The organism is Paenibacillus sp. cl130 (genome assembly GCF_900116035.1).
Classification (GTDB): Bacteria; Bacillota; Bacilli; order Paenibacillales; family Paenibacillaceae; genus Paenibacillus; species Paenibacillus polymyxa_B.
Genome location: NZ_FOYG01000001.1, coordinates 604,161 through 628,031, shown reverse-complemented (window position 1 = coordinate 628,031; position 23,871 = coordinate 604,161). Strand labels below are relative to the sequence as shown.

The 23,871-nt window shown below is 44.7% G+C and carries 21 protein-coding genes and 1 pseudogene; 17 read left to right on the top strand and 5 right to left on the bottom strand.

Annotation, left to right across the window (positions count from 1 at the left end; genetic code table 11):
* Position 1: 1 nt before the first annotated feature.
* Both pfkB and BM358_RS02905 read left to right on the top strand, forming a co-directional pair.
* The gene (gene pfkB / locus BM358_RS02910) at positions 2 to 913 is read left to right on the top strand and encodes a 1-phosphofructokinase (protein WP_028542879.1); all 912 of its coding nucleotides are present in this window, start codon (positions 2 to 4) and stop codon (positions 911 to 913) included.
* 67 nt (positions 914 to 980) lie between these two features.
* Complete coding sequence (locus tag BM358_RS02905; protein ID WP_028542878.1) at positions 981 to 2,909, top strand: PTS fructose transporter subunit IIABC; 1,929 nt, start codon at positions 981 to 983, stop codon at positions 2,907 to 2,909.
* 163 nt (positions 2,910 to 3,072) lie between these two features.
* Here BM358_RS02905 and BM358_RS02900 read toward each other — a convergent pair whose 3' ends face one another.
* Positions 3,073 to 3,948, bottom strand: coding sequence for a LysR family transcriptional regulator (locus tag BM358_RS02900; RefSeq protein WP_028542877.1), 876 nt, complete (start codon positions 3,946 to 3,948; stop codon positions 3,073 to 3,075).
* Positions 3,949 to 4,059: 111 nt separating this feature from the next.
* Between BM358_RS02900 and BM358_RS02895 the strand changes: the two genes are divergently transcribed.
* Positions 4,060 to 4,446 (top strand): tautomerase family protein, encoded by a 387-nt coding sequence (locus tag BM358_RS02895; RefSeq protein WP_023987945.1) that lies wholly within the window; start codon positions 4,060 to 4,062, stop codon positions 4,444 to 4,446.
* Positions 4,443 to 4,778: a carboxymuconolactone decarboxylase family protein gene (locus tag BM358_RS02890; RefSeq protein ID WP_028542876.1), complete on the top strand. Its 336-nt coding sequence runs from the start codon at positions 4,443 to 4,445 to the stop codon at positions 4,776 to 4,778. The genes BM358_RS02895 and BM358_RS02890 overlap by 4 nt, the downstream gene beginning before the upstream one ends.
* A gap of 87 nt (positions 4,779 to 4,865) precedes the next feature.
* Here the strand turns inward: BM358_RS02890 and BM358_RS02885 are convergent, their stop codons facing one another.
* The gene (locus BM358_RS02885) at positions 4,866 to 5,486 is read right to left on the bottom strand and encodes a GntR family transcriptional regulator (RefSeq protein WP_028542875.1); all 621 of its coding nucleotides are present in this window, start codon (positions 5,484 to 5,486) and stop codon (positions 4,866 to 4,868) included.
* Between the two features lie 241 nt (positions 5,487 to 5,727).
* Between BM358_RS02885 and garR the strand changes: the two genes are divergently transcribed.
* The 9 genes from garR (at position 5,728) to BM358_RS26170 (ending at position 16,951) form a co-directional block, all read left to right on the top strand.
* Complete coding sequence (gene garR, locus BM358_RS02880; RefSeq protein ID WP_028542874.1) at positions 5,728 to 6,621, top strand: 2-hydroxy-3-oxopropionate reductase; 894 nt, start codon at positions 5,728 to 5,730, stop codon at positions 6,619 to 6,621.
* A 41-nt stretch (positions 6,622 to 6,662) separates the two neighbouring features.
* Complete coding sequence (locus tag BM358_RS02875; RefSeq protein WP_049828505.1) at positions 6,663 to 8,108, top strand: four-carbon acid sugar kinase family protein; 1,446 nt, start codon at positions 6,663 to 6,665, stop codon at positions 8,106 to 8,108.
* 53 nt (positions 8,109 to 8,161) lie between these two features.
* Positions 8,162 to 9,520: a GntP family permease gene (locus BM358_RS02870; RefSeq protein WP_028542872.1), complete on the top strand. Its 1,359-nt coding sequence runs from the start codon at positions 8,162 to 8,164 to the stop codon at positions 9,518 to 9,520.
* Positions 9,521 to 9,742: 222 nt separating this feature from the next.
* Positions 9,743 to 10,600: a BglG family transcription antiterminator LicT gene (gene licT / locus BM358_RS02865; RefSeq protein ID WP_028542871.1), complete on the top strand. Its 858-nt coding sequence runs from the start codon at positions 9,743 to 9,745 to the stop codon at positions 10,598 to 10,600.
* 184 nt (positions 10,601 to 10,784) lie between these two features.
* Positions 10,785 to 12,665 (top strand): beta-glucoside-specific PTS transporter subunit IIABC, encoded by a 1,881-nt coding sequence (locus BM358_RS02860; RefSeq protein ID WP_028542870.1) that lies wholly within the window; start codon positions 10,785 to 10,787, stop codon positions 12,663 to 12,665.
* Between the two features lie 73 nt (positions 12,666 to 12,738).
* Complete coding sequence (locus BM358_RS02855) at positions 12,739 to 14,148, top strand: glycoside hydrolase family 1 protein (RefSeq protein ID WP_023987953.1); 1,410 nt, start codon at positions 12,739 to 12,741, stop codon at positions 14,146 to 14,148.
* A gap of 180 nt (positions 14,149 to 14,328) precedes the next feature.
* Positions 14,329 to 15,231: a LysR family transcriptional regulator gene (locus tag BM358_RS02850; protein WP_028542869.1), complete on the top strand. Its 903-nt coding sequence runs from the start codon at positions 14,329 to 14,331 to the stop codon at positions 15,229 to 15,231.
* A 123-nt stretch (positions 15,232 to 15,354) separates the two neighbouring features.
* On the top strand, positions 15,355 to 16,494 hold the full coding sequence (locus tag BM358_RS02845) for a 5-methyltetrahydropteroyltriglutamate--homocysteine S-methyltransferase (RefSeq protein ID WP_028542868.1): 1,140 nt from the start codon (positions 15,355 to 15,357) through the stop codon (positions 16,492 to 16,494).
* Positions 16,495 to 16,753: 259 nt separating this feature from the next.
* Positions 16,754 to 16,951, top strand: coding sequence for a hypothetical protein (locus BM358_RS26170; protein ID WP_143109547.1), 198 nt, complete (start codon positions 16,754 to 16,756; stop codon positions 16,949 to 16,951).
* Positions 16,952 to 17,448: 497 nt separating this feature from the next.
* Here BM358_RS26170 and BM358_RS02830 read toward each other — a convergent pair.
* Together BM358_RS02830 and BM358_RS02825 are read right to left on the bottom strand one after the other, a co-directional pair.
* Positions 17,449 to 18,248 (bottom strand): annotated as a pseudogene (locus BM358_RS02830) (contractile injection system protein, VgrG/Pvc8 family); the annotation flags it as partial.
* 492 nt (positions 18,249 to 18,740) lie between these two features.
* Positions 18,741 to 19,079 (bottom strand): helix-turn-helix domain-containing protein, encoded by a 339-nt coding sequence (locus BM358_RS02825; RefSeq protein ID WP_028542866.1) that lies wholly within the window; start codon positions 19,077 to 19,079, stop codon positions 18,741 to 18,743.
* Positions 19,080 to 19,742: 663 nt separating this feature from the next.
* On the opposite strand from BM358_RS02825, the gene BM358_RS26630 reads away from it, so the two are divergent.
* Both BM358_RS26630 and BM358_RS02815 read left to right on the top strand, forming a co-directional pair.
* Complete coding sequence (locus BM358_RS26630) at positions 19,743 to 19,841, top strand: hypothetical protein (protein WP_014599622.1); 99 nt, start codon at positions 19,743 to 19,745, stop codon at positions 19,839 to 19,841.
* Between the two features lie 221 nt (positions 19,842 to 20,062).
* A complete protein-coding gene (locus BM358_RS02815; RefSeq protein WP_049828504.1) occupies positions 20,063 to 20,512 on the top strand; it encodes a DUF6386 family protein in 450 nt (149 codons plus the stop codon).
* Between the two features lie 133 nt (positions 20,513 to 20,645).
* Here the strand turns inward: BM358_RS02815 and BM358_RS02810 are convergent, their stop codons facing one another.
* On the bottom strand, positions 20,646 to 21,776 hold the full coding sequence (locus tag BM358_RS02810) for a phosphodiester glycosidase family protein (RefSeq protein ID WP_028542864.1): 1,131 nt from the start codon (positions 21,774 to 21,776) through the stop codon (positions 20,646 to 20,648).
* 132 nt (positions 21,777 to 21,908) lie between these two features.
* Here BM358_RS02810 and BM358_RS02805 point away from each other — a divergent pair, with 132 nt between their 5' ends.
* Positions 21,909 to 22,382 carry a DUF7716 domain-containing protein gene (locus tag BM358_RS02805; protein WP_028542863.1) on the top strand — a complete coding sequence of 158 codons (474 nt, stop codon included), beginning with the start codon at positions 21,909 to 21,911 and terminating at the stop codon, positions 22,380 to 22,382.
* A 51-nt stretch (positions 22,383 to 22,433) separates the two neighbouring features.
* A complete protein-coding gene (locus BM358_RS02800; protein ID WP_028542862.1) occupies positions 22,434 to 23,747 on the top strand; it encodes a PQQ-binding-like beta-propeller repeat protein in 1,314 nt (437 codons plus the stop codon).
* The last annotated feature ends 124 nt before the right edge of the window (positions 23,748 to 23,871 follow it).

Sequence of the window (23,871 nt, the reverse complement as noted above, 5' to 3'; positions counted from 1 at the left end):
AATGATATATACAGTAACGCTGAACCCTTCCATTGATTATATCGTGGAAGTTGATGATTTGAAGCTTGGTGATTTGAACCGGATGAAACGTGATTTAAAACTGCCAGGTGGTAAGGGAATTAATGTATCACGTGTACTGAACCAGTTGGGAGCAGATAGCACGGCGATTGGTTTTCTCGGAGGATTCACAGGCAGGTTTATCGACGATACATTGCGGGAAGAATCCATTAAAACTGATTTTGTAATTATCGAAGATGACACACGGATTAACATTAAGCTCAAGCATGGCAATGAAACGGAAATTAACGGTTTGGGACCTGCGATTCGTGAGCAAGAGGCCGATGCGTTGGTGCAAAAGCTGGCGGGACTCCAGAAAAATGACATTGTCGTCTTGTCGGGAAGTATCCCGCCGTCACTTGGAGGAGACTTCTATGATCGGCTGATTAGCGTATGCCAGCAAACTGGAGCTGAATTCGTCATCGACACCACAGGTGAGGCGCTGATGAAGGCACTGGTTCATAAACCGCTGCTCATCAAGCCGAATCACCATGAGCTGGCTGAGTTGTTTGGCGTAACTATTCATTCAAAGGAGGAGATCGTCACTTACGGTCGTAAGCTGCTGGAAGCAGGTGCAAAAAATGTACTGATTTCCATGGCAGGAGAAGGGGCTTTGTTCATTACGGCAGATGAAGTGTATCACGCAAATGTACCAGCAGGAACGGTGAAAAATTCTGTAGGCGCAGGTGATTCAATGATTGCTGGATTCGTGGGTACGCTGGCTCTTCATGGCGATCCGATCGAAGCATTCCGTGCAGGGGTGGCATCCGGAAGCGCAACTGCGTTCTCCGATGATCTGGCTACTAGAGAGAAGATTGAACAATTACGGCCGCAAGTCACGATTTCAAAACAGTAATCCAGCTGCATCATGAGCTTATTATGCGTGTGTCAACACGCTGATCGAACTTAGGAGAGTGTGAAAAATGAGAATAACAGACCTGATGATTAAAGAAACGATGATCATGGACCTGCAGGCGACGACAAAAGACGAGGCGATTGAGGAGCTCATCGCTAGTCTCGAAGCAAGTGGACGTATTAATGACCGGGCGTTGTTTAAAGAAATGATTTACAAACGCGAAGCAGAATCCAGCACTGGAATTGGCGGCGGCATTGCGATGCCGCATGCCAAGACCAAAGCCGTGAATGAAGCGACCGTCGTTTTCGCCAAAAGCAGTAAAGGCGTAGAATTCGAATCGTTGGACGGTGAGCCGGCGAAAGTATTCTTTATGATTGCGGCTCCGGAGGGAGCAGCAAATACGCATCTTCGCACATTGGCTGCCCTTTCCCGGCTGTTGATTGATACCGATTTTATCGGGAGCCTTATGAAAACGCAAACACCGGATGAAGTATCTATGCTGTTTGATACCAAGCAGGCGGAAGAAGAAGCTGCCAAGAAAGCAAAAGAGGCTAAGAAAGAGGATGCCAAAGCACAGCAAACGCCAGACGTTATCGTTGGCAATCCGAATTCTGACGAATTTGTGGTTGCAGTGACCGCTTGTCCTACAGGCATTGCACACACGTTTATGGCAGAAGATGCTCTCATTAAGAAAGCGAAAGAAATGGGTGTAAATATCCGTGTAGAGACGAACGGCTCGGAAGGCGCACAAAACGTACTGACAGCGGATGAAATTCGCCGTGCCAAAGGTGTAATCGTTGCAGCTGACAAGAAGGTTGAAATGGCCAGATTTGACGGTAAACCTGTATTGCAAAGACCGGTAAGCGACGGTATCCGTAAATCTGAGGAACTGATCCGCAAAGCGCTGAATGGCGATGCCCCAATTTATCGTAGTGAAGGTAAAGGCAGCGCTGATGAGTCGAAAGCGGAGAAGAGCAGCGTGGGCAGCAAAATCTACAAGGATTTAATGAACGGTATTTCTCATATGCTGCCATTCGTTGTAGGCGGGGGGATTTTGTTAGCAATTTCCTTCTTGATTGAACAAGTGGCAGGAGAAGACAATGTATTGTTCCAACTGTTGCAGACAATTGGCGGTGGAACAGGTGCGTTCCACTTCCTGATTCCGATACTGGCCGGATTTATCGCGATGAGCATTGGAGACCGCCCGGCACTGATGCCAGGTATGGTTGGGGGTCTGATGGCTGTAAACTCTAATGCAGGTTTCCTTGGCGGTCTGGCAGCTGGTTTCATGGCTGGTTATGTGGTGATCTTCCTGCGTAAAGCTTTTGCAGGTCTGCCGAAAGCGCTGGATGGTTTAAAACCAATCTTGTTATACCCTGTATTTGGACTCCTAATTTCAGGCGCGATTATGTTCTACCTGTTCGATCCGATTTTCGGTGGTATTAATACGTGGCTTGTCAATGTTCTGAACAATTTGGGAACAGGTAATGCAGTTATTTTGGGTCTGATTCTGGGCGGAATGATGTCGATCGACATGGGTGGACCTTTTAACAAAGCAGCTTACGCATTTTCGATCGGTGTCTTTACTTCCAGTGGTAACACGAACGGAGCTATGATGGCGGCTGTTATGGCAGGTGGTATGGTACCTCCGTTGGCGATCGCATTAGCTTCGACGTTCTTCAAAAATAAGTTTACTGAGCAAGAGCGCAAGTCTGGCTTGACGAACTATGTACTTGGATTGTCCTTCATTACGGAAGGAGCCATTCCATTCGCAGCTGCTGATCCTCTGCGTGTCCTGACCTCTTGTATTGTAGGTTCAGCGATTGCTGGTGGTCTGACGCAGTTCTGGCAAATCAATCTTCCAGCTCCACATGGCGGAATTTTTGTAGCAGCTCTTGCCAATCATGCTTTGTTGTTCTTGCTTGCAGTGGCGATTGGTTCCGTGATTTCCGCGCTCATTCTGGGATTGTGGAAAAAACCGCTCGAAGCGAAATAACGGGTATCACAGGAGTGAAAAAATAAAAAGAGGGTCACATTTCCTTAGGCCTTCAAAATAGTAAAGCCGCTAAACACCAGGTTTCTGAGTGTTTGGCGGCTTTTTCTTTATGCAAAGGTGTCGGCTTTGCCTATATAGCTTATTAGTAGTTATTGCATTGGAGCTATAGCCTACAAAGCTCCTTAACCAGCTGTATAAACAGCTTTCGGGCCGAAGACATATACTGCTGGTGATGGTTGTTTTGTAATAGTCCAATAGGAATATTCGGGTCTATTAACTGGAGGGGGACGGTGACCAGCTCCTCCCGCAAAGGCATTGACGATAGAACCACTCCAACTGAAGGAATCGTTTTTACAAATGTGGGGATCGACGAGATTTGACTGACAGTATAAAAAAACGGCATCGACGGGAAGCGGGAAAGTTCTTTTTCCAGTCGTATATGGTACAAGCAGTTCTTACCTCCGACGATAAGCGGGTACTCGTACAGATCTTCGAGATGAAGCTCACTTTTTACCGCAAAAGGGTGATTACGGGACACAATAAAGGCGATGTGTTCGTGATATATGGGTTCAAAGTGTAAGGAAGGAATCGAGTGAGGTTCCCCAGAGATTGCAAAATCCAGCTTACCGTCCACCAAAGCATTTGCGAGTGCATCCGTGTTTCCAACTGTAAAATGGCACGTAATATTCGGTTTATGCTCTCGAAACTGCTGTAGAACCAAGGGCAGTACGGTAGCCGCCACCGTTTCAATCACACCGATATGAAGCGTGCCAATCTCCTCCTTTTTCAGAGACTTCGCCTGGTCCATTACAAAATTCCAATGCTGAATAAGCCCGTCTATCTCCTCGGCATATAGTTTGCCTGGGGACGTTAACTCCGCATCCCAACCCCTTTTAAAAAGCTGAAATCCCAGCTCTTTCTCTAACCTCTGGATTTGGCTCGTGACTGTAGACTGAGCGTAGTTTAATTTGGCAGCAGCTTTTGAAAACGTTCCTTCTTCGATTATGGTACGAAATGTAGTTAATTCTTTCAGATCCACGCATGCTCATCTCCATCGGTGAAATTGAATATATTTATGATTATTTTCAATTATACAGATGAAAGTAAGGGGAGTACAATTATCTTATCCCAACGGATAGGAGAGATGAACATGCCATTTGTACGAGTTGGCTACATGGAGCAGCAATACACAGAGCAAGAGTTACCTTGGATTAGTCGTTGTATCATGAATGCTTTGATCGAACATTTTCAGGTTCCGGAAAAAGATTACTTTCAGGTTTTTCATGCTCATAAGCAAAGCGAGTTTTATTATAGTCCCGATTATTTGAATGTACCCAGAACAGATAAGCTGCTGTATATCCAAATTACAATGGGAACGGGTAGAACTACGGAACAAAAAAAGAGTTTCTACCAAAAGTTAGCGGAACTCTTATCTATTGAATGTAAGGTTAGACCGGAGGATGTATTTGTAACACTGGTAGAGACTGAATTAGAGGATTGGTCCTTTGGCAACGGACTTGCCCAGATGATTGTATGAAGCATAAATTGATCAGATCGAGTGTTCGGGTAACGATCGGTGATTTTGCTCCCGCTTTTGTAGGTTATACGGAGGATGTTCTTTTTGGAGATGTATGGAGAAGAAGTGAGCTATCTCTCAGAGAACGGAGTCTCATCACCGTCTCCGCATTGGTAGCGGGTGAGCATGTAAATCAACTCCCTTATCACCTGAAACTGGCCAAGGAGAACGGGATTTCGGAGGAAGAACTGGTTGAGGTCATTACACAGCTTGCCTTTTATGTAGGATGGCCTCGGGCAGCCTCAGCTATTCAGGTTGCCAAAGAGGTATTTTGTAAAGAAAAAGAGAGTTAAGCATGAACCTAAAAAAACCGCTAAGCACAAGGGATTCCGAGTGTTTGGCGGTTTTTTGGTATGGCATACAAATGGAGAAGCGAAGGACTATCTGATCAGATGCAGGCAAAAGTCCAGATCAGCCTGCAGATGCTCCTTCATCAGCCGTTCTGCTGTATCGCCGTCATGTGCGCGGATAGCCTCACAAATATGCTGGTGCTCATCAATCAGAAAGGGACGATGATAGTAGACGACCGTATGACGGAATAAATAAATAACGGATTGCATCCGATCAAACAAATCAATCATCATCGAATTATTGCTGGCTTTCATAATGATCTCATGAAACTCTTTGTTCGCATGCATCACCTCATCCAGCGAGCCGGAACGCCCGATGTCCACACATTGCTCCAAAGCCAGTAGCTCTGTCTCGGACAAGTAGGCAGCCGCGCTGCGCGCCGCATGTCCTTCAAGCAGCATCCGTAGCTCAAAGGTATTGCGCAGGTCGGTTTCAGATAGCTTGACTACACGTTTATTGACGATAAGCCCTTCCTGCTCCAATTTGCGGATGGATTCACGGATAGGCGTGCGGCTTACACCGAGCTGCGTGGCAAGCTTTTCCTCAACCAACTTGGTTCCTTGAGGGATGGTTCCGTTCAGTATCATATCACGCAGTGTTTCATAAGATTGCTGGTGCGCCGTTCGAGAGTTATTGCTGCTGTACTGCATGTCATTCACCTCTACGTCTACTTTAGCGAAAAGATGGAGGTTAAACAATGTCTATCCTATATAATCGATAAAATTGATACAAATTTTAAATTTTTGTATACAAAAATGAATTTATTGTGTACAATCGCAAATATAAAGACGAATTAATAGCGCTTACATGTGATAAAAAGCGTTTACAAATGGATTTATCTAAAATTCTGAATAGGAAATCGAATTCGAAAAGCTATGGAGGGACTTTAACATGACAAAGAAAATTGGATTTATTGGATTAGGTATTATGGGTCGTCCGATGTCGTTAAATCTTTTGAAAGCGGATTATGAGCTGGCCGTATTTGATATTAATCAGGAAACCGTCACTGCTTTGGTTGCGTCAGGCGCACATGCAGCGGCATCCCCGAAGGAAGTTGCAGAGCGCAGTGAAATCATTTTTACGATGTTGCCGAATTCCAATCATGTGAAAGAAGTCATTTTGGGCGAGAACGGGATTTTAAAAGGGGCTAGTATTGGAAGCGTTATCGTAGATATGAGCTCGATTTCTCCAGTCGTCTCCAAAGAGCTGTCGGTGAAAGCCGTTGAGGCTGGTCTGCACATGCTGGATGCCCCTGTCAGTGGTGGCGAACCGAAAGCAATTGATGGGACATTGGCGATTATGGTTGGTGGCAAAGAATCAGTGTTTGAGCATGTCTTGGATGTTCTGCATGTGCTGGGTCAGGATGTCACCTTGGTTGGTGATAACGGCTGCGGCACAACGGCAAAGCTGGCTAACCAGATCATGGTGAACCTGAATATCGCGGCCATGTCCGAAGCGCTTGTATTTGCAGCCAAGGCGGGAATTAATATTGAAAAAATGGTGCAAGCGATTCGCGGTGGATTGGCAGGCAGTGCGGTACTGGATGCTAAAGTTCCTCTGATCTTGCAACGGAATTTTGTAGCTGGGGGTCGGATTGATATTAACCTCAAGGACATCACGAACGTTATGGAAACCGCGCATGACATCGGTGTACCGTTGCCACTTAGTAGCCAACTGCTGGAAATATTCCACGCACTCAAAGTGGATGGTAAAGCGGCGGATGATCACGGCGGAATCGTGCAATATTTTGAAAAACTCGCAGGCGTACAGGTAAAAGCAGAGTAGTAGAGCATGCTAATCAAGAATTTGAATAAGGTGGAGATCACATGAATGTAAATGCAGGATATACTTCGTTGTTAGCTCTTCAAGCAGAATTGCCTCCTGAATGGGACAGCAAAGGATTGCGTCAGGAAATTCGCCGGATTAATGACGCCAGAGGACGGAAAATTATCGTATTAGACGATGATCCGACCGGGGTACAAACCGTTCATGATATTGATGTTTTGACGCAGTGGGATGAAGCATTGCTTCGTGAAGCATTCGACTCACCGGAAACGCTTTTTTATATCCTGACCAATACACGCGGACTTGATGCGCAAACCGCAGAACGGATTAACCGCGAGATTTCTCGCAACGTACAGGCTGTCGCCACCGAAAAGGGAAAATCATTTACCTTTGTCAGCCGTAGTGATTCCATGTTGCGTGGGTATTACCCGCTGGAAACGGACGTACTGGCAGAAGAAGGATCGCGTCAAAGTGGACGGAGCTACGACGGTCATTTGATCATTCCAGCCTTTTTCGAAGCTGGACGAGTAACCGGAGGCAACACCCACTATATGGTGGAGGATGATACGCTAATCCCCGTACATGAGTCGGAGTTTGCCAAGGATAAGGTATTTGGCTATGAAAACGGCGATTTAACCGCTTGGGTGGAAGAAAAGACAGAAGGCCGTATTCATGCCTCGGAATGTCTTGTTATTTCACTGGAACAGATTCGCAAGGGACCAGACGCTGTGCAAGAAGTATTGCTACAAGCGAAGGATAACGTACCAATCATCGTCAACGTGCTTTCGTATGCGGATATGGATGTAGTATCACTGGGGCTGCTGAAAGCAGAAGAGCAAGGGAAAACGTTTATTTTCCGCACAGCTGCTTCTTTTGTGAAATCGTATGCCGGGATATCTGACCAGGAATATTTGCCAAAGGAACGACTGATTGCAAGTGGACAGGAAGGTCACGGTGGTATTGTGGTCGTCGGTTCCTATGTTCAAAAAACAACAAAACAGCTGGAGCAGTTACTTACGTACCCGGAAATTGTGGGTCTTGAAATTGATGTGGAACGGGTGTTGGATTCTGAGGGCTACACACAGGAATTAAGCCGTGTTATCGCAGAAGCCAATACACAACTGGCTGCGGGCAACAATGTGGTGGTATACAGTAGCCGCAAACTCATTGCGGTAGATAATAAAGCTGATAATTTCAAAATTAGTCAAACGGTATCCGGTGCACTGGTCGAAATCGTACAGTCGCTTGAGACGGTGCCTAAGTTTATCATCGCCAAAGGCGGCATTACTTCCAGTGATGTGGCAACCAAAGGTCTTGCTATCCGAAAAGCACGTGTACTCGGCCAGGTTGCGGCAGGCATCCCTGTGTGGCTGACCGGAAACGAAGCCAAATTCAGCGGCATTCCGTATATTGTGTTCCCTGGTAATGTGGGCGGAGAACGAACATTGCTGGAAACCGTAGAGAAAATTGAAAACGAGCAGGGTTAACCCCTGTTTTTCAACAAACTTAGAGAGCGCTTACTTAATGAGGGGGTTATAACATGTATTCCGTATTCGGACTCAGTCATGATGCAAGTTTGTTATTGTATGCACTTATTTCTATTATTGGACTGATTGTGCTGATCGCTAAAGTCAAAATGAACCCATTTGTCGCGCTCATCGTCGGTGCTGTATTCATGGGTCTAATTGCAGGTATGCCGCTGAAAAGTATTGTGACAGCTTATCAAGAAGGTGTGGCCAGTGTGCTCGGTTTTATCGCCATTGTTCTTGGTCTGGGTACGATGCTGGGTAAGCTGATGGCTGAGTCTGGTGGTGCGGAGCAGATTGCCAAGACCATGGTGCGGGTGTTCGGTGAGAAAAATGTTCACTGGGCCATGATGGTGGTCGCTGTTATTTGTGGTATCCCGGTATTCATTCAGGTAGGTATCGTACTGTTGTTTCCGCTCGTATTCGTAATCGCCAAGCATACCGGAACTTCGCTGATCAAAATCGGAATTTCTCTCGTGGCTGGATTGGCGGTTGTGCATAGTCTTATCCCTCCGCATCCGGCAGCGATGCTGGCAGTAGGTATCTTTAACGCGAATATTGGTAAAACGATCTTCCTTGCGCTTATCGTAGCATTGCCGTCCGCAGCGATTGCGGGTCCGATCTACGGAAGCTGGATTTCCAAACGTATCAAGGTGGAGACTTCGAGTGAATTGATGGAACAATTTACAGAAACGAAAGAAAGAGAATTGCCGGGCTTTGGTATTACACTCTTCACCATTATGCTTCCCGTTATCCTGATGCTGCTGGCGACGATTGTCGATCTGATTTTGCCAGAAGCCAACGTCTTCAGACAGGTCATTGATTTCATCGGCAGTCCGATTATTGCGTTGCTGATTGCTTTGCTGTTCTCGCTTTACTCTTTTGGTTATGCACGCAACTTCGATAGCAAGCAGCTATTGAAGTTTACGAACGATTGCTTGGGTCCGGTTGCTTCTATCATCCTGCTGATCGGTGCAGGCGGTGGTTTCAACAAGATTCTGACTGCCAGCGGTGTAGGAGATGCGATTGCAGGTTTTGCCCAGCATGCACATTTGTCTCCGCTTGTATTGGCCTTTGTGATTGCAGGTCTTATCCGGGCCGCCGTTGGTTCCGCCACGGTAGCCATGACGACGGCGGCAGGTATTGTCGCTCCGATTGCAGTCACGATGCCGGGGGTGAGCCCGGAGCTACTGGTGTTGGCTACCGGAGCAGGCTCGATCATTTTGTCCCACGTGAATGACTCCGGCTTCTGGATTGTTAAAGAATACATGAACCTGTCCGTACCTCAAACCCTGAAAACGTGGACAGTCATGGAAACCATTCTCGGGTTCAGTGCTTTTGGCATCGTGATGATACTCAGTATTTTTATCTGATTTGGTCAAAACTATCTTTCCAGAAGGCTTTTCAACATGTTTGTATTGTTATTCTGCATTGAAAGCGGTATAGTAAGGGTAATTGAATGAGGGGTGAAGTGCCCTTCGGGATTGTTACTGGTAAGCAGGCGATACCCAAATAATGACTAATTGATTTAGTCGTTATTTGGTTTTTTTTGTTATTACAAACTTTGTCATTACATCAATGAGGTGAGCAGATAAATGATCATCCGGCAAATTTTTAACAACAATGTCATCCGAGTCGAAAATCAGGTGGGTCATGAATTTGTTGTCATAGGGAATGGCCTGGGCTTTAAAAAGAAAAATGGCCAGAGGGTCGATGAGGAAAAAATAGAAAAAACCTTTGTATTAAAGTCTGATAAAATTCCACAAAAATTAATAGATCTTATTGGGGAAACATCTGTAGAGTATTTAAAGGTGGCGGATGAAATTGTAGGCGGCGCAAAAAAGGAAATGGGAGATATTTTTAGTGATAACATCTATATTTCTCTGATTGACCATATTCAATTTGCCATCTCTCGATACAGAAAATCCGTGGGACTTAAAAATTCACTCTTATGGCAAATTAAAAAATTTTACAAAAAAGAATTTATGATCGGAATGAATGCTTTGGACATTATCCATGCTCAATTTGGCATCCAAATGGATGAGCATGAAGCCAGCTTTATTGCTATGCATTTTGTAAATGCAAGACAAGACGGTCAGGGAATGAAACAAACGGTTGAGATTACCGAGGTCATTGATGACATTTTCAACATTGTAACCGATTACTATCAGATTACACTGGATGAAACTTCGTTCAATTATTCCCGGTTTATTACTCATTTGCAGTACTTTGCCCAACGATTGCTGAGCAATGAACAAGAACAACTAGCTTCAGGGGATAATTTCTTGTATGACCAAGTCAAAGATAAATACGAGAGGGCTTTTCAATGCACCCAATTAATCAATCAATATTTGGAATTAAAGCATGAAAGTGCTATGTCGATTGACGAAAAAGTGTATTTGACGATTCATATACAGCGTGTAACCTCCAGAAACGATATGGCTACTTCTTAGAAAAAAAAGCTTGCAAACGATTTCTAAGTGATTTATAGTAGGCTCACAACTTAAATATAAGGATTGTTACTGGTTAAGCAGGCGATACCTAAATGAATGGCAGTGATCATGTTCTTTGATCATACAGGCCTTTCGTTTAGGTATTTTTTTGTTTTCAGGCAATCTGCCCAAGAGGAGAATGAACATGGACCATAAGAAAATGGGCGAAGACATCGTACGTCTCGTTGGAGGAGAAGAAAATATCAATGGGCTTGTCCATTGTGCTACACGACTCCGATTTGACCTGAAGGATTCACGAAAAGCCGAAAGAGAAGCGCTTGAGAAGCACGAGGGGATCATTACAGTTGTTGAAAGCGGAGGACAATTTCAAGTTGTTATTGGCAGCCATGTTGCCTATGTATATGCGGAGATCATGAAAAACAGGAATTTTGAATCGAATTCCTCTACAGCCAGTGAATCTAGTGGTAAAAAAACATCGGTCATATCCACAATCTTTGAAGTCATTTCGGGCAGTTTCTCCCCGTTGATTCCGGCGATGGCGGGCTCAGGAATGATAAAAGCACTCCTGACGGTTCTGACTCTGCTGGGATGGATGTCTGCAACAAGTGATACTTATATGATCCTGTCTGCTGCAGGGAATGCTGTGTTTTACTTTTTGCCGATTTTGCTTGGGATCACGCTTGGTATAAAGCTGAAGGCGAATCCTTATGTAGCTGGTGTGATCGGTGCGGCTCTCATGGAACCCAACTTTACGGGACTGATGGACAAAGGGTCTGATGTATCGTTTTTAGGAATACCGGTAGTCATGATGAACTACTCCGCCAGTATTTTCCCGATTTTCATATCCATTAGCATATATGCGTTGGTGGATAAGTTTTTGAAGAAGATCATTCTTAAGGATTTACAACTATTTTTAGTTCCGATGCTGGCTTTGATGATTATGGTTCCGCTATCTGCGATGGCTTTCGGACCTTTCGGTACAGGGGTAGGAGATTGGATTTCTTCAGGTGTGACATGGTTAATCGGTGTAAGTGGCATTTTGTCAGGGATTGTTCTTGGCGGTTTTATGACCTTTATGGTCGTCTTCGGACTTCACTGGGGTTTTACACCCATTACGATTCAAAATATCGGTGTTGGCGGTGATCCGATTGAGGCGATGGCTGCAGCAGCTGTATTTGCTCAAATTGGTGTCGCATTTGGTATCTTCCTGAAGGCGAGAAAAGATAAAACACTTAGAACTCTTGCCGGTTCCACGAGTATTACAGGATTGCTGGCTGGTGTGACAGAGCCGATTGTGTATGGTCTGGTGCTTCGTTATAAACGTGTCATTCCGATTGTCATTATCGCAGGCGCTCTAGGCGGAGCTATCAATGGACATTTTGGAGTGAAAATGACGGCTTATGTTTTTCACAACATTTTTGCAATTCCAGTATATACGCCAACCTTAATTTATGTTATCGCCATTGCATGTTCATTTATAGCTGCAACGATGCTGATCCTTATTTTTGGATATGAAAGCAAGGTAAAGGGGGAGGCCCCAGAAACAGTTGAATCCGTGAAAACAGCAGAACCAGAGCCTGTTGTTACAGCAACCAAGGCCGTTGATATCAAGAAAGAAACAATCTACAGCCCGATCACAGGCAGGACCACACCACTGAGTCAAGTGAATGATTCTGCATTTTCTACAGGGGCCATGGGAAAAGGGTTAGCCATTGAACCGTCTGTCGGCGAGGTTGTAGCGCCAATAGATGGAGTTGTAACCTCGCTGTTCCCCACAGGACATGCCATAGGATTGACTTCCAGTGCAGGTACAGAGATATTAATTCATATCGGAATTAACACCGTTGCGCTGAAAGGGAAGCATTTTAATCCAGTGGTTAAAGAGGGCGACGGCGTGAAACAGGGCGATTTGTTAATCCAATTTGACAGGGAGCAGATTATTGAAGCAGGATACGAAATCGTGACGCCTGTCATCGTCACACTTACGCAACATAAAGTGGACGTATTTGAGACAAATCAGGAGCAGATTCAAAAAAATGAAGTATTGTTAACTTTGGTTGTGTGATACTGGCAAGCATCATCACATACACGAATTGCGAACATCAGAAGGATATAACTATAACTGGAGGGACTAGATCATGAAACATAATCAATTGAAGGCATTTCCTGAAAATTTTTTCTGGGGAGCTTCCACTTCCGCTTATCAAGTAGAGGGTGCATGGGACGAAGATGGAAAAGGACCTTCTGTCATTGACATGGCTAATCACGTCGAAGGGGTCACTGATTTTAAGGTAACCAGTGATCATTACCATATGTTCAAAGAAGACGTAGCTCTGATGGCTGAAATGGGCTTTAAAGCATATCGTTTCTCTATTGCTTGGACACGTATTTATCCCCAGGGCGCAGGTGAAGTTAATCAGAAGGGAATCGCGTTTTACAGCTCATTAATTGATGAACTAATTAAATACGGGATTGAACCGATTGTTACTATGTATCATTTTGATCTGCCTTATGCTCTTGAAAAACAAGGCGGTTGGTCGAAGAGGGAGACGATTGATGCCTTCGAACAGTATGCCAAAACATTGTTTGAGAACTTTGGAGACAGGGTGAAATATTGGTTAACCATTAATGAGCAGAACATGCTGATTCTCCATCCCGGTTCTATTGGCACATTAGATACAAGTCTCGAAAATCCACAAAGGGTACTGTATCAACAAAATCATCATATGTTAGTCGCGCAGGCGAAAGCAATGGTATTGTGCCATGAAATGCTACCTGACGCGAAAATTGGACCTGCGCCGAATATCGGGGTTATCTATCCAGCCAGTTCCAAGCCGGAAGATACACTGGCGGCTGATAACTATGCAGCCATTCGCAACTGGCTCTATCTGGATATGGCTGTATTTGGCCGTTACAATCACATTGCGTGGAGCTATTTGGTCGAGAAAGGCTATGAGCCTGTCATTGAAGAAGGGGATATGGACATTTTAGCGAAGGGGAACCCGGACTTTATCGCATTTAATTATTATACCTCTCAAACCGTAGGAGAAAGTTTAGATGACGGAAATGATTTTTCACATACAGGAGATCAGCATGAAATTGTGGGTGAACCCGGAGCGTACCGAGGTTCCATCAACCCCAACCTGCAAACGACGGAGTTTGGTTGGGAGATTGATCCGGTCGGCTTTAGAACCACATTACGCCAAATTTATTCTCGCTACCACTTGCCTTTAATCGTGACAGAGAACGGCTTGGGCGCTTTTGACAAGCTTGAAGAAGGGGATGTAGTGAATGATCCTTACCGCATTGACTTTTTCAAGAAACATATCGAGCAGATTCAACTGGCTATTACAGACGGTGTAGAAGTATTCGGCTTCTGTCCGTGGTCTGCGATTGATCTTGTTAGTACCCATCAAGGCTCCAGTAAGCGTTACGGGTTTATCTATGTGGATCGTGAGGAGTTTGATCTCAAGGATCTGCGTCGTATTCGTAAACAAAGCTTCTATTGGTATCAAAAGCTGATCTCCACAAACGGTGAAATTCGTTAATTAAAGCAGCCGTGAAAAAGCACCTCCTTGAAATGGAAGATTTCCATTTAGGGAGGTGTTTATATTTTTTAAACCTTAGGGGGAGAGGCTGATTTCATTTAAGCAACAACTATCCCTTTTCCAGAAGTGTGATTATGTATTATATAATAGAAGAAACACAAACGGAAAGGACATCATGCATTGACCTTACAACAATTAAAATATGTCATTGAGGTTGCCAATCGCGGCTCCATGAATGAGGCGGCGAAGCGGTTGTTCATTTCCCAGCCCAGCCTGTCGAACGCGATTCGTGATTTGGAGGAAGAAATTCATATCACCATTTTTGAGCGTACCAATAAGGGAATTTCTTTGTCCAAGGAAGGTGTGGAATTCCTCGGTTATGCACGTCAGGTCGTTGAGCAGGCGGAGCTGCTGGAAAGTCGCTATCTGGATGCCAAGCCTTCACCACAGCATTTTGCTGTGTCCACGCAGCATTACGCATTTGCTGTAAATGCATTCGTAAATCTGGTAAATCAATATGGTCAAGATGAGTATGAACTGGCTTTGCGGGAGACCAAAACCCATGAAATCATACAGGATGTCAAAAGCCTGCGCAGTGAGATCGGAATCCTGTATCTGAACGAATTTAATGCCAAGGTCATTAACAAGCTGTTAAAAGATGCGAATTTGCAATTCAATAGCCTGTTTACGGCCAAGCCGCATATTTTTATCAGTGCCAATAATCCGCTCTCCCGACAGTCTATCGTGACCATTGATCAGCTTCATCCCTATCCGTATCTGTCCTTTGAGCAAGGGGAGTACAATTCTTTTCACTTTTCCGAGGAAATTCTCAGTACGTTATCGCATCCCAAAAGCATTCGTGTCCATGACCGGGCGACCCTTTTTAATTTGCTCATTGGCTTGAACGGCTATACGATTTCTACCGGGGTGATCAGTGCGGATCTGAACGGTAACGACATTATTTCCGTCCCTCTGGAATGTGATGAGTCTATTAATGTGGGATGGATTTGCCATAAAAACGCTGCGCTCTCCAAGCTGGCTACCGTCTATGTAGAAGCGCTGCATGAGGCGATAGGGGAATAAAAGGTTGGATATAGCCTTAGGCTATAACTAGCTATAGTTTATTGGAGTTACCTTATAACTGAAAATGTATGTTATCTTTCTTACAAGAACTTCACTACAGAAGCGAAAAAGGAGATAACCCTAATGAGCAGCATCCTTGACAATGCATCCCAACGTAAAGTGACCCCTTTTAGACATGATATGGTCGGAAGCTTTTTGCGCCCGCAAGCGATTAAAGACGCCAGAATTCAATTTCAAAATAATGAAATCTCTGCGGACGAGCTGAGAAAGATTGAAGATAACGAAATTATCAAGCTAGTAGAAAAGCAAAAATCCGTAGGACTTCAAGCCGTGACGGACGGTGAATTCAGGCGCTCTTGGTGGCATCTTGATTTTATGTGGGGGCTGGACGGCGTGGAAAAGGTACAGCTTTCGAACGGCTACCAATTCCAAGGTGTGGAAACAAGAGCGGAAACCGCGCGCTTGTCCGGTAAAATCGGACATTCCCGTCATCCTTTCATTGAAGATTTCAAATTCCTGAAGCAAGTAGCAGGTGAGGATGCGATCGCGCGCCAAACGATCCCGGCACCTGCGCAATTTCTGGCTGAGCTGTTGCGTGGCGAAAATAAAGAAACAACCGACACGTATTACAGCAATCTGGATGAACTGGTGACGGATATCGCCAAAGCTTACAAATCCGTGATTCAAGCGTTGTACAATGAGGGTTGCCGCAGCTTACAGCTGGATGATTGCACATGGGGTATGCTCTGTGATAAAAACTATTGGGAAGCTAGACAGCATGCGGGTGAGAATGTGGAAGATACCAAAAAGCTGTTCGCTCGCGTGAATCAGGAAACGGTGAATGATCTCCCAGCCGATTTGGTCGTTACGACCCACGTATGCCGTGGTAACTACCATTCCACCTGGGCATCCTCTGGCGGCTATGAGCCTGTAGCCGAAACTCTGTTCGGCATCGACAACATCGACGGCTACTACCTCGAATTCGATACCGACCGTGCAGGTGATTTCACACCGCTTAAGCATCTGAAAGATCAAAAGCAGGTCGTACTGGGCCTCGTTTCCTCCAAAACAGGTGAACTGGAAGACAAGCAGACGGTCATTAATCGTATTAAGGAAGCGACTCAATTCGTCGACATCAACCACATCTGCCTCAGCCCACAATGCGGTTTTGCTTCGACAGAAGAGGGCAATGTTCTGACAGAAGAGCAGCAGTGGAAGAAGCTTGCTTTCATTAAAGAGATTGCGGACGAGATTTGGAAGTAAGGGTAAATAGGGAGTTAATATAGCTTTCCAGTGAACTCAACGAGCTACGACAACAGACTCTGATATTAAAGGATAGAAGAGATAGAGGATTAGCAAGCGAAGATCAAGGAGCGTGTAGATGAGATTATTCAAATTTCAAACAATCGGCAAGCTATACTAGAACAATTTGTTGATAACCTAATTAATGCGTTGGTGGAGAAGATCACGATTCTCTCACCAGTGCATTTTGTTTTTACCTTGAAATGTGGAATGAGCATAGATGAAATATTGGACTAACAAAATCATAGGTGGCGTAATGCTTCTTGAAACCAATCTGGCCAACTTGACATGGGAAACAGTTGTAGAATTAGTCGGCTCTGGACTTACTGGAGCAGCATCAGCGGCTGGAGTGGTTAATGATCGTTCACAAGCTAGATCTAGTCTTAAACAAGCATATAATTATATTCAACGTATGTAATTTTCGAATGAAGAGTAATAAAATTAGCAAAGGTGATATTAAACCTTTGCTAATTTTATTTTAAAGGGGGACATGCAAATATGGTTTTCGTTATTATCTCGATAGTATCTTTCTTACTACTATTTTTTCTGATTTATAGAATTATTAAATATAAGACAAGGAAATATAACCGTGAAAATTTTGGGCTATCATTAATTATGCTTCTTATTCTAGGAGGAAGAATATATACCAATACAGGAGAATCTAATCTAAAACCCTTGCTAATAGGTTATACATTTTTGTTCTCTGTTTTATTATTGATTTTTTTATTTGGCATGATTCGTAAGAAAAATAGTAAGCAATGAACGGAAGACCGTTTTACTGGTCGTCGTTGGACTTTTTATGTAGTGAATTTTTATTATGAAAAATCAAATAAGGGAAAACATCGAGGCCTCCATGCTCTAGTGATCAGATCGGTCAATATGCCGGCCTTATATTGAAGGGATTGTTTTCCTAGTTAGTAAGCCATCCGCTAAGGTCGTCACTGCTCGAACCACGACCAGTTCTTTGCCTTGTCCAATTGTAAGGTGATGAGGTCGCCCAGCGCATAGTATTGCAGACTTTCGATCATGTAGGTGACATACGAGCCAGCACGTTCTCCCGGCTTTTTTACATCCAGCTCATGAAATGTTTTTCGTACACGATAAAATACATCCTGCTTTACCTTATGTTGCTTGCCTTCTAGCATCCCGAAGAAAACCTTGGGCGAGGCTGCGCTTACCTCTGGCACAAGTACGGAGCCAAAGCGAGAGGCGAGACGTTTTAAAAACGCCCAATCCGTCTCCTCATATTGTAAAACAAATGTATCCAGCTTGGCATAATTAGTTACGGTATCAATGGCGTCTCCGTATTGATATTTTCGAACCAGCGCAGTGACCAGATCATCATAGGTACGGTGAATATCCTGATAGGAGCGCCTTTTACGCTTAATATCCATCTGGTACGAATGGGAAGCGGCCTCCAGTTCAAACGTATACACGCCTCGTACACAATGTACGGACATACGCGTAACAATCCCATGGAACAATCTTCTCAGCGATTGTCCCTGATCATTCAACGGACGAATCACAATTGGCTCTTGCTCCATATCCTGTCTGATGCATGCAGCTCCTTGTTCTTCGGAGAGTAACCCACTGATATGTAAATAGGCATGATCGTTAATGGCACGTGTTATTTGAAGTTGTTCGATGTATTGTGGCTGAAAGGGACCATAAAAGCGTAGGCTTTCATATCCGATCCCATCTGATAATACGCTCAAGTGAGTTCATGACTCCTTTCTAGATGCGATGGGTATTTCCAAGTGAAGCACGTCATCTAAAATTCGCTTCTGGTTACACAAACCGCAGATGAGTACAACTATCTGTCAAGATAGATATGTATTACAAGGTTTGTACGCTATAAAGGGACGAGAGGTGATATTTAATAAACAAGCCATCATATGTATTTATTGGTTAAAAGAGAGAGTTAGTTTACAAAATGGCCCATTGGTTGGGGTGTTTACTATGTGTATTTTTGGAAGTAGATATAGGGGAGGAAGTATATCCTTACCATAGTCTCGACACACGTGGAGTGCGTGGTAGTAATATACGGGAAGATACACTGGAGAAAGGCCTCGCTATAAGGTGCAGTAATATTTGGTCTCTCATCATATTGGAGTGTGGAGACAACCATAGTCGAAGAACCCACCTGTATTTAAGAAACGGGTGGGTTTATTTGATTTTCATAATTTTGAAAACAAAAAAAATCTTTTTTAATTTGTAATTTCCCTTATCACATTCCTCGCCAAACGTACTTTCTCTGGACTCGATTTTTTGAGCATCGTAATAATTTGTATAATATCTTCATCAGACTCCACAATTTTAGAGTCCTCGCTTACATATGAAAATAACTGAATTAAGTTTACGTCTAGTGCTTTTGCGATCTTAGCTACATTTATTAAAGAAACATTCTTTTCTCCACGTTCGATCTGTCCAATGTATGTAAAATGAAATCCACCTTTTTCTCCAAGAGCTTCTTGTGAGAGGCCTCTTTCTTTGCGTAACACTCTAATTCTAGCCCCAACTAGCTTTAATACTTCTTTGTCCTGCATTTGTCTACACCCCTTCATACTAAAAAGTGTAGACAAGATTTTCTTGGGTAAACATGAGATTAAGAATCGTATATTTAGCATTTATTATATCTATAAGTATTATTTCAGAGTATAATAAGACTAATATTGAAATTCTCTGGAGGAATAGGATATGAAAGAAGCTCCTTCTACCTTTATTCCAAGTTCCACTCAACCGTCCAGACCCTCACAACACCTACATAATTCAATAACGGATTTTCACACTCTATCCCAATACCACATGAAACTAGCCCAAATCCTGTACAAGCACTATATATGAAAGAAAACAACAGCCTTTTCCCTCCCGGATTCCTGTCTATGACTGATCTGCTGCACTTATTACATACCGAAACCAACCCGGGATTGGATGTTGTTGTATTTATAGGCACCACTCAATTTCTTTCATCCCAGTTAGAAACCCCGCTCCTTCAAAAAATGAAGTACAAGGATGTGAGCAGGTTACTGCGAAGAACGGACGACTTCTCTGCCAGTTGTCATCCAGAGTCATTAGCGATCTATCTCAAACGTATCAGTCCATTTTCTGAGTAGTCCTTCCATGGCAAATAAACTTGCCGATTCGCCCTGTCGTTATCCGCTTTTCTTCATACGATAAGAGTAAGCTTTAACGCAAGGAGGGATTCAGACATGGGTGAAGTAGGTTACGGTGGAGCATGGACATCCACAGGAGCGATTTTGGTATTGTTCATTTTGTTGGTGATTATTACTAAGTCTTTTCTGATCTAACAGCAGGTTAGCATCGCTTAAATCCACAAATCGGCCTTCTTTCACGACATCGTGAGGGAGGGCTTTTTTATGCAGAATGGGTGTTAGCCCAACATGTTGTCTGGCCCTACAAGCATTGTTATACTTTACATACAGGGAGATTTTCCCTCAAGTATATGGCAATACGGATAGCGTAAGACGTGGGAAAACAGAAATTGGCTGACCAAAATCAGGAGGATCACATGATGAATACGGCAAGCAGTCCATTTCAATTTACAACAGATACGGCGACTCTTTGCCTATTTGATACGCAAGCTCTTAAGCATCGTTTGGACGATGATCCGGATTGGTGGTCCATTGAAGAGGACGAGCTGGGCGAGTTGAACAAAGGAAATGTAGCTTTTTTGAATCTGGGAGCCGACGGGACCTATGAGGTTGTGATGACAGATCATATTGACAAGCCTGCTGTACGGCTGTTTTTGAAGGTTCCCTCAGGCAACCTGTTTATTGGAGCGGGGGAGGAAGCCACAAGTGGTGGACTGGAGCCTGAATGTGTATGGGGAGGGACGTTCCTTTCTGTGCAACCCGGAATTTATGAATGCTTGGCGAGCAGAGAAGACAATCGTATTTATCTTTCTTTAAAAAAAGGAAGCGAAGGCACCAATAGCTTTACGGGGCTGATTCGATTGTAGGTTGCAGGATCAACCCGTAATGGCCCATACAAGCCACCTGAACAGGTGGAAGCAGGAACAACCGGAACCGGGGAAAATGGAAAAAGGGCTATCCCCACGGCTTACACATCCGTGAAGACAGCCCTTTATCCGTCTATTGATACTTTACAATAATGGCATTGCTGATTTGGCGGCCGGGTGTGGTGAGGTAGGAGCCGTTGTAATACAGCCCGCTGGAAGCACCGCCGTCCAGATTCATGGCCTGATAAGCTCCGGCCTGTTTCATCATTTGGGCGAGCTGCGGTATAGTCGCTCCGCTTGTGGTCAGGAGGATCAGCTTATGATCCCGACTCATTCCGAGTGCGCTGCGGGCGCCGCCGCCTGTTAATATTTTAGGGTCCTTGAAGCCTTCGGCTTTGACATTTAGGGAAACCTGTCCGTTCGTGACCAGACGAGGCCCAGCTTGCAGGGCACCTTCGATGTTACCTTGGCTTAATCTTTGTTCAAAGGCAGAACCTGACACCAGTTCAGCTAAATGGTTAGCATCGTAGGTGAAGACCGTCCGTTGGTCGCCGGAGCTTTTTTTCAACATCTTTCCGTGACTGACCAGGTAGCCGTAAGGCGTTTTGTAGGAGCTTTTGGTATAGGCGTCAAAGAATGTACCATTTATGGCTACAACCGCTTGATTACGTTTGGCGAGACTGCTTAAGTCTTCCACTTTGCCGATAGTATTGCCTGCCAGAGCCACATCCAGGCTTACCTTGGGATGGAGCATAGAGATGGTGACCACCTTAGCGGAAAAGGTACGAGATCCGACCTTGAAGCTTTTATGAGCCGTCGTAATGGGTGTAGTATTTCCGGGTAGCTTACCGGTAAGTACCGGAAGCGTGACGGACGTTGTACCCTGCTTAATGCGTACAGCTGAGGTTTCCTTTTGCCATGAGACTTGCAGGTTTAGATATTGGCTGATGAACTGCAAGGGTACATAGGTCGAACCATTATCGGTAAAAGGAGCATTTTGCAAACGGACCGTTTGATCGTTCACTTTGGCAGTAGATTTTCCGGCAAATAGGGTAATCCGAGTATTGCCTTGCGCAATTTCTATTTTTTTGTCCGCTGCCGTCATGTTGAGTGTGATCCCTTCATAGCTGTTCAGGAGACGAAGCGGGATGAAGGAGTGGTTACTCTGGTCCACATAGACCAGCATAGGTGCTGGGGCAGCAGCGTAGATCGGGGATACAAGTAATAGCAAGGACAGGATAACAAGTGCGGTGATTCTTTTCATGAATAGATCAATCTCCTTATGTAGTCTTGACACTTTACGAGGTGCTTGTAATTATATCGGGTTTTATAAGTTGTAAATGTATGTTATGCGAATTTTGAGTGTTTAGCTGATATAGGAAGCGGGAGGTTGGAGATGAGCAGGTATGAGACAAGACTTGAGGATTACCGTCGCAGAGAGCGCCCGTCTTATCGTGTATTTGAAGGATTACAGGAATTGGTGCGTAGCGTGGGGCAACTGCATAATAACTGGTTATATGTGAATGTGGATCAATGGGATCAGGACCCTGTTTACACACCGATTTATTATTGGGATGAGCATTGGCTAGAGGAATGTGCAGAGGAGGGTACAGCCGTAACCAACGAACAGGACGAGTATATTCCCAAGTGGGTGCCGGATCGTCAGGTTCAAACCTGGTTTGAGTTGGCGACCTTCGAAAGTATTGTGGAAGTCCTTAAGGCTGCCGGACAGCCAGTGACGCTTCAGATGGTGATTATGGCGGTAAAATACTATGACAAACGAGATGCCTTTCTGGACTATGAAGAGGTGAAGGCAGTGACAGACCTGTGGTCTGTGCTGACAAAGGTGAGAAACCACCTAACAGAATGAACAAAGCCTGTAGAACAAACGGGGCATACATACACTGGATGGGGGAAGCAAATGAGTTGGTTGAATCATGAAATGGCAGCAAAGTGGCGACAGGAAGGAAAAAGGTATGCCGCAGATGTGAATGAATTTATCAGAGTCGGCATGGAAAGTGAATGGCAGCAGGAGCAATCAGAGCCAAAGCAGGACGAACGCCCCAAGATGGCTAAAGATATTTTTCGTATGATTCAGGAGGCAAATCAGGCTGGTGAAATGGAGCAGTTACGTCGAGAAATTCCAGCCGCGTCTTGGCCGCTTACACCAGCGTTCGAGGAGGCTTTGCAAGCCGTTAGGCCGATAGCTTTTGTGAATGGAGGCAATGAAATCATTGTACATGCGGGCAATCCTCGGGAACGTGGGACGATCTATGTGACGGGAAAAGATGGAATCTTGCAAATCCCCGGACTGCATCGAGTAGGCTGTTCGCCGGACGGGACTTATTTTGCGTTGGTGGATGGACAGGGGATTCGTATTGTTCGTCAACCGGACCGAAATCTGCAAGGAGAAGAGACAGCACATTTTCAGTGGAAGGATATACAAGGACGCTTAAAAGCATCCATTCCTGATCTGGAGTGCTTGGGAGATGAGGATCATCCTGAGGATATATTAGATGAAGTGATTCCGTTTGGCGACGGACAGCGACTTCTGCTGGTTTGTGGTTACGGCGTTTATTTGCTGGCTGGTGATCAGGTGGATTTGATCCATCCTAAGGCGTCTGAACGAAGAGAACTAGAGCTGGAAGATACGATTGTGGATATGGCACATGGAGCTGTGTCGAGGGATGGACGCTGGATCGCATACGGCAGCCAGATGAGTGAGCATATGCTTATGGATCTGTCCGATAAGACGGTGCATACATTGGAGCCAAGTTCTAGTTATCCGCATTATGCCCTATTTTCCAAAGATGATCTGGACGTCTGGTACAATGCCTGTCATTTCTATAACGGTGCCACCATTCAAGTATCGATTGCTGAGGTGGAGCAGGGTCTTGCTCAGAATAAGGAAGAATGGCCGATAATCAATGAAGAAATGCGAGTATACGCCGCAACAGCGCTGACACAAGGATCTATTTTGGGTGATGCCTACGGTTATCTCCGTCTGATTGACAGGAAGGGTCGTGAACTTTGGCGCTATTTTGTCGGCAGTACGATATCCGGGCTGGCAGTTACACCTGATAAAGGTATGTTGGCGGTTGGAACGTATGGAGGTATGCTTCATTTGATTGATTTGCAGAGCGGCACGAAGGACGAATATAGCATTGGCACCGCGCCAATTCACGAGACAGCGCGTTGGGTGATCTGGCGGAACTATGAGCCATTGCGCTGGTAATACTAATATTCCGCAAATGGTGATAAAAGCAAGTTCTGATAAGCTGAACTTAAAAAGTGTAGTAACACATGATTACAATGCTATTTTCAGATAGAGGGCATTTGGCATTAACCCATGATGCAAA